The 13,067-nt window shown below is 41.6% G+C and carries 11 protein-coding genes and 1 pseudogene; 4 read left to right on the top strand and 8 right to left on the bottom strand.

From position 1 onward, the window contains the following. Nucleotides 1-131: 131 nt before the first annotated feature. Entirely contained in the window at nt 132-305 is a 174-nt protein-coding gene (locus ITG10_RS20760; RefSeq protein WP_017630126.1) for a hypothetical protein, read from the bottom strand. Between the two features lie 284 nt (nt 306-589). Between ITG10_RS20760 and ITG10_RS20765 the strand changes: the two genes are divergently transcribed. Continuing rightward, on the top strand, nt 590-1,426 hold the full coding sequence (locus ITG10_RS20765; RefSeq protein ID WP_026084169.1) for a DUF6279 family lipoprotein: 837 nt from the start codon (nt 590-592) through the stop codon (nt 1,424-1,426). A gap of 85 nt (nt 1,427-1,511) precedes the next feature. On the opposite strand, the gene ITG10_RS20770 is transcribed toward ITG10_RS20765, so the two are convergent. From ITG10_RS20770 to ITG10_RS20780, 3 genes are all read right to left on the bottom strand, one after another. Continuing rightward, on the bottom strand, nt 1,512-2,135 hold the full coding sequence (locus tag ITG10_RS20770; protein ID WP_017630128.1) for a 3'-5' exonuclease: 624 nt from the start codon (nt 2,133-2,135) through the stop codon (nt 1,512-1,514). A gap of 67 nt (nt 2,136-2,202) precedes the next feature. Beyond that, nucleotides 2,203-2,607 (bottom strand): DUF296 domain-containing protein, encoded by a 405-nt coding sequence (locus tag ITG10_RS20775; RefSeq protein WP_017630129.1) that lies wholly within the window; start codon nt 2,605-2,607, stop codon nt 2,203-2,205. A 112-nt stretch (nt 2,608-2,719) separates the two neighbouring features. Next, the gene (locus ITG10_RS20780) at nt 2,720-3,925 is read right to left on the bottom strand and encodes a DEAD/DEAH box helicase (protein WP_017630130.1); all 1,206 of its coding nucleotides are present in this window, start codon (nt 3,923-3,925) and stop codon (nt 2,720-2,722) included. Nucleotides 3,926-4,764: 839 nt separating this feature from the next. On the opposite strand from ITG10_RS20780, the gene ITG10_RS20785 reads away from it, so the two are divergent. Next, entirely contained in the window at nt 4,765-5,751 is a 987-nt protein-coding gene (locus ITG10_RS20785; RefSeq protein ID WP_248387116.1) for an AAA family ATPase, read from the top strand. Between the two features lie 77 nt (nt 5,752-5,828). Next, nucleotides 5,829-6,377 carry a DUF4435 domain-containing protein gene (locus ITG10_RS20790; RefSeq protein WP_248387117.1) on the top strand — a complete coding sequence of 183 codons (549 nt, stop codon included), beginning with the start codon at nt 5,829-5,831 and terminating at the stop codon, nt 6,375-6,377. Between the two features lie 582 nt (nt 6,378-6,959). Here ITG10_RS20790 and ITG10_RS20795 read toward each other — a convergent pair. Both ITG10_RS20795 and ITG10_RS20800 read right to left on the bottom strand, forming a co-directional pair. Further along, nucleotides 6,960-8,139 (bottom strand): annotated as a pseudogene (locus tag ITG10_RS20795) (ISL3 family transposase). Between the two features lie 641 nt (nt 8,140-8,780). Continuing rightward, nucleotides 8,781-10,412, bottom strand: coding sequence for an NAD(P)/FAD-dependent oxidoreductase (locus ITG10_RS20800; protein ID WP_017631335.1), 1,632 nt, complete (start codon nt 10,410-10,412; stop codon nt 8,781-8,783). 253 nt (nt 10,413-10,665) lie between these two features. Here ITG10_RS20800 and fdxA point away from each other — a divergent pair, with 253 nt between their 5' ends. Beyond that, nucleotides 10,666-10,989: a ferredoxin FdxA gene (gene fdxA / locus ITG10_RS20805; protein WP_017631334.1), complete on the top strand. Its 324-nt coding sequence runs from the start codon at nt 10,666-10,668 to the stop codon at nt 10,987-10,989. Between the two features lie 96 nt (nt 10,990-11,085). On the opposite strand, the gene ITG10_RS20810 is transcribed toward fdxA, so the two are convergent. Further along, nucleotides 11,086-11,820 (bottom strand): RNA methyltransferase, encoded by a 735-nt coding sequence (locus tag ITG10_RS20810; RefSeq protein ID WP_017631333.1) that lies wholly within the window; start codon nt 11,818-11,820, stop codon nt 11,086-11,088. Between the two features lie 174 nt (nt 11,821-11,994). Continuing rightward, entirely contained in the window at nt 11,995-13,047 is a 1,053-nt protein-coding gene (locus ITG10_RS20815; protein WP_128644380.1) for an aldo/keto reductase, read from the bottom strand. Between the last annotated feature and the right edge of the window lie 20 nt (nt 13,048-13,067).

Consider the following 13,067-nt stretch of genomic DNA (forward strand, 5'->3'; position numbering starts at 1 on the left):
GAAGCCCTTTACTGCGATATGTCTAATTAACGACATTGCTAATTCATGACATTGCAGTAAAGGGTGTTCCACAAAATGCCACTCAAGTTTCTTCTCTTAGGTTTATCGACCTAGTCCTCTAGATCAAAGCATTATTCATCGGGTCTTATCGAATAAAGATCGTTGATATGTTTTCCTTCGCTAACATACCAATTCATCGCTTCCTGTCGATTGTGAACGAATATCGTGATTGTGGTTATTGAACCATCGTCAAAATAACAAAGCTCATATTCTAAATCGCTCGGGTGCTCAGGAATAGCGGCCATAGCTTGCCTCCCAAATATCAATCATTTGAAAATACGCTAACCCGTTTTCTTTTATAGGGGGCGTATTACGTCAAATGAGTAATAAAAATCAAGTTATATCACTGCCGTTAATTATTTTTAGTTTAATCATTTGCCTAAATAGACGGTTTAGCAAGGTGAAGTCTCAATTTATCTGAAAGTTTTTACGATCAGCTGCTTTTATAGCTAATGTTATAAGATCAAGAGTGAAACTGATAAAGCTGTCTACAGGTTCGCAGATCAGTAAAGGGTTGTGAGAGGGTGTAATGAGAAGATGCCGTTGGTTAATGTTATTGCTGTGCTTTCTATTTGCTGGGTGTGGAACGAAATTCGCCTATAACAATATCAGTTGGTTTGCGGTCAGCTATATCGAAGACTTTGTTTCGTTATCCAATAACCAAGAGTCTGAACTAGAAGCCCGCCTAGACTCATTGCAAGCTTGGCATAAAGAAACTCAACTCCCATTGTACATTTCGCAATTAGAAGCGATTCAAAGTATTACTCGTCCTGATATGAACTCTGCGTTTATCGTCGACCAAAGTGAGCAAATTAAAAATCATATTCGCGCGATCGTTAATGAGTTTGCACCTGATGTTTACGCGTTAAGTATGCAACTTACCCCTAAGCAAGATAGCGAGTTCTTAAAAAACTTTAGAGAAAAGCAGCAAGACTATTACGAAGAAAGATTGTCGTTGAATGACGAAGATTCCAGAGAGCGATATCGAAATCGAATAGAAGAGAGACTAGAGCGATGGCTAGGATCGGTCTCGAAAGAACAAAAGCAGATTATTTACACTTGGTCTCTAGAGTGGGTAAATACCAACGATAACTGGCGTCAATATCAAAATAACACCTATCAAGATCTCACAACACTGATGGAAAAGAAGAGCGACCTACATATCGCTCAGCCAATTATTATGAACTTGCTTCTGAATAACGAAGCTTATTATCCAGACGAATTGGAATCTAAGCTTAATAAGAATATGCAGACATCAGCCAAATTCTTGGTGGATATCGCCGCAATCAGTAGTGATAAGCAATGGTCTTATTTCATGAATGAATTAGAGAGTCTCAAATCAACGCTGGTGACACTGCAGGAGTAGGGCTCGAGTAAGCTTCGTTAATAACTAAAAAGGCTGATCGTGTTAAACCCATCAGCCTTTCAAACATCATCGTATGGTAAGGGTTTTAACCTCGGTTACTCATCAACAGCTTTGGAATAGAGCCTTTCGCTGTCTTCGATATTTTTTGCATCAGTTGAAAGCTTGGCTGTTGAATGCCGTGGTCGCTTTGCAGTTCATCAATCATTAACAACCATAAGCGTGCTGTCATTTCTGAATCGGCTAACGCTCTGTGGAAAGTGCCATCGTTGTCGATATTCTTGAAACGCACAAGGTCGCCTAGCTTATGAGTCGGTGCATCTTGGATTAGACGACGAGCAATTAGCATTGAGCAGGCAAATTGTCCATTGTAATCACGACCAATATTATCTAATTCTGCATCAAGAAAGCGCTTATCAAATGAAGCATTGTGAGCGACAAGTTGGCTGTCTTGAATGAAGTCTGCAAACTCATCCATCACTTCACTGCAACTGGCCGCAGTGCTCAGCATACGGTTAGTAATGCCGGTGTAGCTTTCAATGAATCCACTAACGCGAAATCCTGGGTTCATCAGTTGTTGGAAGGTGTCGACGACTTCGCCGTTAACGAGTTTCACCGCACCGATTTCAATCGCTCGATCGCCCATATTGGGTGATAAGCCTGTGGTTTCGAAATCGAGAACGATAACGGAGTCTGCGGAGTTTGGAGCCATCGTGTTTCCTAATTGCTATTGGGTGGTATCGCTTTATATGAGGCGTTTGGTAGTGCTATCAGTGAAGCTATTGCATGTTACTGCTGATAGTGAGCTCAGTGTAACCCGTCGAATCATCATGCTCTCTGTTGAAGGTCAAGGTATCGTAACGGTGAACAATCAATTCAGCGGTGGTCGCGATAATCGTTCCCTCCAACAGGTGCCCGCCAATCACGTAGCCATTCTCATCAGCAACGGATATATGAACGTGCTGGTGGTTAGGCGTTAGCGTTGCCATCACAGATACGATTTCGAACGGAGCTTGAACTAGCTTGGTATTGTTGGCATTAGCTAAGCGAATATTGAGTTGAGAAACACACCCGACACAAGATGCGATAGAGCCTGCCGAGATATTGTGCGCTGCCACTAGCCTCTGGATCTCAAGCTTTAGGTCTTGGCCTCGGGTTAATCTCGTTACGATAGGAGTAATCATCTCAATACCTCTGTTTTATCTGTGTATCAAAGAACAAAACGAAGCCACATGGGGCTTCGTTTAAGTAATTCGTCGGCTAACACGTTATCGCTGCTAGTTACGCTTTGATAGTTTACTTGCCTTCTTTCTCTTGCTGTTCTCTTTTCTTCTTAGGAACGAAATTCAGCACTGAAATCGGCACTTCTTTACGTGGCTCGAAACCTTCCACTACACGGCGCTCAATCAGGTGACCAAGACGCTTTTCAATAATACACAGGTTTTTGAAGTTGTCTTTTGATAGGAAAGAGATCGCTTCACCAGATGCATCAGCACGGCCAGTACGACCAATGCGGTGAACGTAGTCGTCTGCTGGGAAAGGCAGGTCGTAGTTCACTACGCGGCTTAGGTTATCGATATCGATACCACGAGCAGCAACGCCAGTCGCTACCAAGTATTTTAGGCGACCTTTCTTGAAGTCAGCCAAGATCTTTTCACGGATCGCTTGGCTGCGTCCACTGTGGAAAGCTTCAGCCTGAATGCCACGTTTTTCAAGTTGAGCAACCAACTTAGCCGCGCCGTGCTTGGTCTCGATAAAGATAAGCGCTTGATCCCAATTACCTTCGGTAATCATGTGGCTCAATAGTGCTGATTTGCGGTCTTTATCTACCGTTACCAACCATTGCTCAATGTTCGCTTTAGACGCGTCAGTTTTGGCAATCGAAATCTCTTCCGCTTCACTGATAGCACTTTTCGCTAGCGCACGAACTGGCGTTGAAAGCGTTGCTGAGAACAGAAGGTTTTGGATGTCTTGTGGTAGACGCGCAATGATCTTGTTGATGTCTTCAATGAAACCCATGTCTAGCATGCGGTCTGCTTCATCAAGAACCAATACCTCAACTTCATCAAAGTGAACGGCACGTTGTCCGTACATGTCGATCAAGCGACCTGGAGTTGCAACCAGAATATCAACACCTTCAATCAGACGATCTTTTTGATGTTGGTAAGACACGCCACCGTACATCGCTAGTGATGTGAGGTTTAGGAACTTCGCGTACTTAGTGATGTTCTGTTCAACCTGAACAGCCAGCTCACGAGTTGGTGTAAGAATCACGGCGCGAATACGTTTTTTACGCTGCGTTTCACCTTTGCTTAGCATTTCTAAGATAGGGAGAACAAAGCTCGCAGTTTTACCTGTACCTGTTTGTGCTGCCGCAATAAGGTTCTTACCAGAAAGTACAATTGGAATTGCTTTTTCTTGAATCGAAGTTGGCTTTTCATAGCCTTGTTTTGCAACGGCTTTAACAATAGGTGAGCTTAATCCAAGCTTGGAAAATGGCATAAGTTTCTCGGTATGATTTGGCTAAATAGCGATGGAAAGTTTCAACAATCTTATACAAGGATAAGATTAATGGCGGCATTCTACCATGTTGCTTGTGTACCGCTAGTGACATAGACACTTTAGTTGGATAATACTGGCTCAAGTACGCTATATAGGGGCTTTCAGTGATATGTAAAAACAGTTAGATGTGGTTCAACCAAAGTCTGTAATGCTCTCTCTATAACTTTAATCACTTATTGTTATTGAATATGGACAAGTGGTTGGAACAATTGTCGTTGTTAACAATACTATGATTTTCAGTCATTCAGAAATCTCGGAGTTGCTCAAAGAGCCCGACTACTTTGGGGTTTAAGACTTGCTAGAAGTCAGTAAGATAGCCAGTGAAAAGGTGTTTGAGGTCATTGAAAGTGCAGCGTTTAGGATAAGTTAACCAAAGAATCGTTGATTTGGATATAGAGATTACATTAATTTGGATGATTTCTTTTGTGTTTTTGAGTTGCGTGGTATTGTTTCTGAAGAAAACTTTTGTTGAGTTTAGGTATATGATTACGTTGTAGCCACTCATAGTACACAGTTCTAGGTCGAGCGTTGAGCTATCAGATACTTAGAAGGACATTATGTATAACAAATGTTGACAAGTGAACGTGAATTTAAAATGCTATATGGTGGATTGAATACTGTGTAGCTTCACTACTTAAGTAGGCGTTAGGCGTAATCAGGAATCAGGAATTAGGATTTATTGTGTATATATCAAATGTCGAGATATTAAACCTTTGGGGCAAAGAGAAGATTAGTATCCCTTTTAATGAGGGGTTACATTTCTATATGGCCCCAATGGTGTGGGTAAAAGTACAATTTTGAACCTTATTTCTGATGTTGCGAATGGTGACTCAGATATAAATAATGCATCGTCATCAAAAGAAAGATTTGTTTCGACTAAGCTAATCTTTAATCGTGATGATGAGTTTTATAAAACCGGCGTTGTCATTCCAGCAGTAACTAAAACCATGGAAAAGGAAGAAAAGTTATTAGATTCCATTTTAGAAAATAAAGACTCAACTATTGTTGCCCATGATATAAAAACGTTAAAGTTGATAGAAAGTGAAATTTCTAAAATAGATGAAGGTAATAATATTTTCATTTCATATGAAAACCAGCCTTTAGGTGAAATAGCAAGATTTAAAAATTCAGCACCTTCTAATTTAAATAAAAATATAGCCCCATATAAAACCTATCTTTATCAAGAGGATAGAAACGCAAATAAAATAAAGTTATTGCGTGATAAAAATGTAAATACAATATTTAATTATATGTACGGGGTAAATATTGATGACATATTTTTAAATATTAGGAAGGAGTTTCATTCATACGAATCGGTAATTAATGACACATTACTGGGAGAGAATGATTTACTTTTTGAAAGTGATATTACTCTCGAAGATGCGAAAGAAATAAAATCAGAAATAATTATTTTATTCTCAAAGATGAATGAATACTTTAATTATTCTGGGAAGAACATAAGAAAAGACAAAGAAGGTCGCATAACTCTTTCAACGAAGGATAAATTAATCCCATGTGATAAATTATCTCGTGGAGAAAAAACAGTTATTTATTTGTTTCTTTCAATATTCTTAGAGCGTAATAGTGAATTGTTTATAATTGATGAACCTGAGATTGGTTTGCATATAGACTGGCAGTTTAAATTGATTAAAGATCTTATGTCAATTGTTCCCGGTAAGCAGTTCATTGTTGCAACTCATTCGCCAAGTATTATTGAAGATGACTGGTTCGACAGTTGTGTAGAGTTGACACCGGAGAACAGTTAATCATGAATGCGTTTCCAGCTAGTACTAAAACTCAGCGAAGGTATATTCGATCAACTTTCAGAAAGGGCAGCAGTTTGATGTCGCAAGACAAAACTCGTCGTGGTCATAGAACTATTTGGGTTGAGTCGTATGCTGATATACCTTTTTGGGATGGTTTGTTTCATTCCCTTGGAATGAAAAAGGTTACAGTTAAAGCAATTAGAAAGCACGATGAAGCAAAAGCTTTCGGAAAAGATGCAATTTTGTCAGTGCTAAAAACAGAGGATGACAAAAAGGTATTAGGCGAGTATTCACTTTTTTGTGTCGATAGTGATTATGACTATTTGCTTAACAAAGATCATGAACTTTATCAAAAAGGCGGCGAAAAATTTACACTTTATGGGAGTGTTTTTTGTTTTCAAACTTATTTTTATGCAATTGAAAGCTACTATTATGCGCCTGAAAGGCTAGTTAACTTAACGAAAAAAGCAGCCTGTAGTGATGCACAACATATTCCAGATAACTTGTATGAAGTGATGCTTGGTAATTGGTCAAGGCAGCAATATGGTAGCTTTATAAACCTTATCGAAATGTTATCTAATGGGCATGAGACAGAAAAAGAAACTCTAGATTTTAAAAAACCATAGTCAAATCCTTAAAGCTCATCAAAGATTATGACCATGAAATAACAGGTGAATTTACCGAGGTTCATAATAAAAAATATGAGCAATTCCTAAGAGGTAATCACGGCCTAGACTATGATAATGTTCATAGCTATTTTTGTGGTCATGATATTGAAGATGCTATTAAACCTACGTTATTAGGGGATAAAAAACTTAAGATCAGTGGCTTATTTAAGGACCTTCAAAATTTAGAAATATCCGAGATTCAGAATGCTGCTAAAGATGATAAAGATGAAAGTAATAGACGTGGACATTACTTTAACAGCTGTAGTAAAGATTTAATAGCGCACTTGAAGGAAAATACTAACCACTCTGAAAGTCATTGTTTTAATCGTTTGAAGCAAGATTTAATTAAGTTTAAAGCGGATTTTTATGATAAAGAAAGTCAGGTCAAACAAGTACGAATCTAAAATTTCTTGCTTTCTTAATCGGGTGTGGCGTAATTGCCGCATTATAGCCCCTCGCCTAACCAGCGTTTTTTCATTTCGACTATTTATAACTGACAAAGCACTTATTTTCATGTCAAGGCTAGGTGCTTTTTTTGGTTCATCGCGGCTTTCCGGGGAAAGCCGCTTTTATCTTCAAGAAAAAGTAGTCTGTATCTCGATATCCGTATCCCATTCGCTTGATTAGCTTCATTTTGTTGTTTATCCCTTCCAATGTGCAGGTGTTGAGCGGATAACTTGCCGATGCAATAATACCGTGAAGATAAGGCCTCAGTTTTCGTGCGAACTCTTTCAATGGTTTAATTCCACTTTCTTGCAATTGTGCCCACCATACCTCCTAGAGCCCCTTAGCATGTGCTTCTGATTCACAATACCAAAGCTCTTTGAGTTGTGAACCGAGTATATAAGTGGTAATCAGTCCTTATTGATATTCAATATTTCGTAAGGTAGCTGCCTTGCCGTGTATTTAAATTGCCTCTGTTTTTCAACAACACCCAGCGTGAGCGTTTGACCCATTGCCTCGTTTTTTATCTTGATTGAGTTTGTTGGCTTGGTCGACTCTGACTCTATCCATCACCTCACGACCAAACTTAACAACAACATGGAATAAGTCGTAAAGGATTTTTGCGTTCGGGTAGTTCGCTGAACTTCAAGGTCAAAAGCCGTATTCATGTCCATTGAGACCGATTCGATATTGTTGCCTAGCTGCTCGAAGAACGGTCGTATGTCCTTGCGGCTATGGCCTAACCCTATCTAAATGACTTGGTGAGTCTTAGCATCAGCGATGACTGTGGCATATCGGTCCTTTTAAATATGGCGAACTCGTCCATGAAGAGTTGTCTTAGCCCTTCCCATTTCACTGACGGTACCACTTGTCGAAGTCGGCGCTTATCTATCTCTTTAATGGTGTGCCAATGAACGTTCGTTAACTGGGAGATATGCTTAATGGGAAGAAGAGGCAGTAGTTGTTCTATATAGCTTTTTAAGCGCTTCGTTATACGAGTATAAGGCTCTAACCAAGATAGAGACTCTATTTTTATGCCGCAGTCACGACACTTAATCCTTCGAGTTTGAACGGAAAGTTCAACAGGAACACTGAACAACATGGCATCTTTCACATGACGCCATTGATACTCATGGATAGCCTCGGCTTCAAGACCGCAAAAGCATTTAGCCTCAGAGTTAGGTTTAAGAGTCAGAGTAATAAGTGATGCTGTCTGGTGATACTTTACTATTTTAAAGCCTTCCCGGAATGAACATAGGAAAGTATGATTCGGCATGAAAACGGTAGCTTGCGTATGATTTTTGTTTGGCGACTAAACCATATCACTTACTACCGTTTTGTTTTTAGTTCTCGCTAATCCGCGATGAACCTTTTTTTGGGTGCTATATGCAAGGTAAACTCAGTGCATTTTTTCATACGTTAGTCTCTTTATCTGTGCGGGCTTTGGTGTACTAACACTGAAAGTTTGGGTGAGCGTTATCGGTTTGTTAATTGTGAACACCACTTATTTTTCCAATGGTTATTACAGCAAAAAGACCCTAGGCCTAATGAAAGTTAACTCCAACCTTAAAGTGCAAACTAGCCAATGAGGCTTTAAGCACATTACCATCTTAGAAGGGGGTCGAAACCAAGCCTATCAATGTAACGTACATTGAAAACACGCCGTTCGATTATACTCAAACGATAACGTCTAGATATTCTCAAGGTAACTGGACTAAAGGTTATTACTACCAGAATGGGACAAGTCGATTTGAGTGTTCAGATGATGGTGTTAACTGGTCAAAAGAAAGCTGCGAGTAAGGCTACTCGAGTGAGTTCTTAGCACCGATAAATTGTTCCCAATAAAAAAGCCAGTGTCTACCGACACTGGATTTTTTGTTTTGGTTAATCGCTGTTTAGTAGCTTTGAAGTGAGACCTTAAGCGATTTCAATCTTCTCAGCTTGGTTCTGTTCTGCCATAGATAGCGCAAGTGCTTCCGCAACCTTAATACCGTCGATACCAGCAGACAGGATGCCACCTGCGTAGCCTGCGCCTTCACCTGCAGGGAAGAAGCCCTTAAGGTTGATGCTTTGGTAGTCTTTGCCGCGCTTGATACATACAGGAGAAGACGTACGAGTCTCAACACCTGTTAGTAGGCCGTCTGGTGTAGAGAAACCTTTAATCTTCTTCTCGAACGCTGGGATGGCTTCACGAATCGCTTCGATAGCAAAATCAGGTAGCGCTTTTGAAATGTCTGTTAGGTGGATACCCGGTGTGAAAGACGGTTGTACTTCACCGATTGCACTTGGATCGCGACCTTTCAGGAAGTCACCGATTTTTTGTGCTGGTGCATCGTAGTTTTCGCCACCAAGAACATAAGCGCCGCTTTCTAGTTCACGTTGTAAACGGATACCAGCCAGTGCGTCACCTGGGTAATCGCGTTCTGGGTCGATACCAACAACGATCGCACTGTTTGCGTTACGCTCTGCGCGAGAGTATTGGCTCATGCCGTTTGTTACTACGCGGCCTTCTTCAGACGTTGCAGCAACCACAGTACCACCTGGGCACATACAGAAGCTGTATACAGTGCGGCCATTCTTACAGTGGTGAACCAGTTTGTAGTCCGCCGCACCTAGAATTGGGTTGCCTGCGTTCTTGCCGAAACGAGCTTCATCAATCATTGATTGCTTGTGTTCGATACGGAAACCCACAGAGAAAGGCTTCGCTTCCATGTAAACGCCACGGTCGTGTAGCATTTCGAACGTGTCACGAGCACTGTGACCAACTGCTAGTACAACGTGGCGAGACTTAATCTCTTCACCATTAGAAAGCGTTAAGCCAGTGATTTGACCGTCTTCCATGTGAACGTCATCTACGCGAGTGCTGAAGCGAATTTCGCCACCTAGCTCAATGATAGAAGCTCGCATTTTCTCGATCATGGTAACCAGTTTGAAGGTACCGATGTGCGGCTTACTTACGTATAGAATTTCTTCTGGTGCGCCAGCTGCAACGAACTCTTCGATTACTTTACGGCCGTAGTGTTTTGGATCTTTCACTTGGCTGTAAAGCTTACCGTCAGAGAAAGTACCTGCGCCGCCTTCACCAAATTGTACGTTTGATTCTGTGTTCAGAGTACGCTTACGCCAGAAACCAAAGGTATCTTTAGTACGTTCACGAACTTCTTTACCACGTTCAACGATGATTGGGTTGAAGCCCATTTGAGCAAGCACTAGACCAGCGAACAAACCACAAGGGCCAAAGCCGATAACAACAGGGCGCTCAGTTTGGTTCTCAACGGCTTTAGCAACGAATTTGTATTCCATGTCTGGAGTCACTTTTACGTGCGGGTCACTGATGAATTGCTCTAGCAGCTCAGCTTCGTTTTCAACGAGAACATCCAGCGTGTAGATAAGTAGGATCTTCGATTTCTTACGAGCATCGTAGCCACGTTTAAAGATATTAAAAGAAAGTACCTGATCAGAGTTAATACCAAGCTTCGCTTCAATCGCGTCTTGAATGGCAGACTCTTCGTGGTCTAGTGGAAGTTTAATTTCGGTTAAACGTATCATTTCGATGTCTCGTTTTTTATAGGTGTCTTAGCTAAACCACTTCTAAACTCAGGTTTGATGAAAACGCTGAGGTTGAAAGAAGCGATAAGCTCACAATGGCGCGCATTTTACGAGAAATTGATTTATCTGTCATACTAATTTGGAAACATGGAGCAAATAGACACGATATTAGAGCCGTATGGTGTTGAATTTTGCTTTGGGATGAGTATTATCCCCATTCTTCAATTTTGACTAACTTATAGAGCAGAGCATCATGGCATTTGTCGTAGGCGATAATTGTATTCAATGTAAATACACAGACTGTGTGGCCGTGTGCCCCGCAGATGCGTTCCATGAAGGCCCGAATTTCATGGTAATTAACCCAATCGAATGCATCGATTGTGGTTTATGTGTACCTGAATGTGATGCTCAAGCGATCTTCCAAGAAGACGAATTACCAGAAGATCAAAAGATCTTTATTGAAGTGAATGCTGAGCTTGCTGAGATTTGGCCTGTGCAAACGGAAGTCAAAGCACCGATGGATGACGCTGAAAAGTGGAATGGCGTGTCTGATAAGTTGGCAATGCTAGAAAAGTAATTGTTGAAAAGAACTCAAATAAAAAGGCGTACTGATTTAATCAATACGCCTTTTTTAATATCTGAACACTGTCGATTGGCTCGTTAGCCTAGAGGTCTAGCTATGCTGACGACGCATGTTATCGAGGATGATACCTGTCGCCATCGCCACGTTTAGAGATTCTGCGCCACCGAATGCTGGAATCGTAATCTTATCGGTCACGAACTTAGCGGCGTGTTCACGGATACCGTGAGACTCGCTGCCCATCAGCAAAATACCGTTGGCAGTGAAGTCAGTCTTATGAACACTTTCACCTTCTAAGAAAGCACCGTAAACCGGTAGGTTCGCTTGCTCTAAGTAAGCTGGTAAGTCCGTTTGGCTTACGTGTACTCGGCCAAAGCTACCCATAGTTGCACTGATCGTTTTAGGGTTGTATGGGTCTGCGCAATCGCTGCTCGCAACGATATGCTTAATGCCATACCAGTCTGCCACGCGAATAATCGTACCTAGGTTACCTGGGTCAGAAACACCATCCAGCGCAATCATTAAGCCTGTCGCTTCTGGTAATTCAACCTTTGGAATCTCAACCACAGCAATCGCGGCATTGTTACTTACTAGAGTGCTTGCTTTGGTTAGGTCGTCTAGCGAGGCTTCAACACAATCAAACTCAATCAGTGATGCGTGATTCTCGGATAAGAAATCAGCAGTAGCAAAGACGTTCTTTACGACTAAGTCACTATTGAACAGTTCAAGAACGTTCTTTTCACCTTGAACTAGAAACAAGCCGTGGGCTTTACGTTGTTTCTTTTGGCCCAAAGCACGAAGGAGTTTTAATTGGTTTTTTGAAATCATGTTTTTATCCTAGATATAAGCCCGCGCATTATAGAGCAAAGGTTGGATAACCAAAAGCGTGATGACTCAATGCGATCTACATAAAAAGCAAAAGCAACCCACTTAAAAAAGAAAAGCGCACTAAATAGCGCGCTCTTATGGGATTACTTACCTAAGTTACGTTGAACTGACAGCTTAATACGGAGCAGGGTAGCGCTTAAACACCGTGTTGATATCAGTCAGAATCTCTTCTGATAGCGGTTTGCTGAATGCTGCTACGTTTTCTTTCAACTGTTCCATGGTGGTTGCGCCAATAATGGTCGAGGTAACACCGTCGACTTGATTACACCACGCTAATGCCAATTGGCTTGGTGTAAACCCGTGTGCGTTCGCCACTTCCACGTATCCTTTAACCGCTTCGTTTGCAGATTCAGTGTCACGGAAAATGCCTTTACGCTGCATGTACGTCCAGCGACTGCCTTCCGGTCTTGCACCATCAATGTATTTACCACTCAACATACCTGCAGCCAAAGGTGACCAAGGCAGGTAAGCGACATCTTCGTGCACACAGTTCTCAATCAGATATGGCCAGTCTTTTGCGTGCAGTAGGCTGAATTCATTCTGAATAGAGACTATACGTGGCAAATCGTGCTTCTCACTCAGTTTAAGGTAGGTGTTAATGCCCCAAGTCGTGTCATCTGAAAGGCCGACATGACGAATCTTACCCGCCTTAATACAGCTCGCTAATGCTTGAAGGATCTCCAACATCTCCGCTTCATGCTGCTTTCGGTCGATATCGTTGAATCGAATGTGATTAGGAAAGTGCTTACCAAAGTGAGGTGTAGTGCGATTTGGCCAGTGAAGTTGGTAAAGATCAATATAATCGGTTTGTAGGCGTTGTAATGACGCATCAACCGCGGCGATTACGGCTTCACCCGTTATCGGGCCGCCATCTCGAACCCAAGGCAGGCCTGGCCCCGCAATTTTACTCGCAATGAGTAATTCTTGGCGGCGCTGCGGATTACGAGACAACCAGTTACCGATAATCGCTTCTGTTTTGCCGTAGGTACCTGGAGAAGGCGGAACCGCGTACATTTCTGCTGTATCAATAAAGTTAATACCTTGGCTTAGTGCGTATTCGATCTGTTGGTCGGCTTGCTGTTGCGTATTTTGCAGCCCCCAAGTCATGCTACCAAGACAGATTCGGGAAACGGGAATTTGACTACTTCCTAGTTTTGAATATTCCATTGAATTCGGGATTCCTGTGG

Origin of the sequence: Vibrio sp. ED004, assembly GCF_023206395.1 — a bacterium.
Classification (GTDB): Bacteria; Pseudomonadota; Gammaproteobacteria; order Enterobacterales; family Vibrionaceae; genus Vibrio.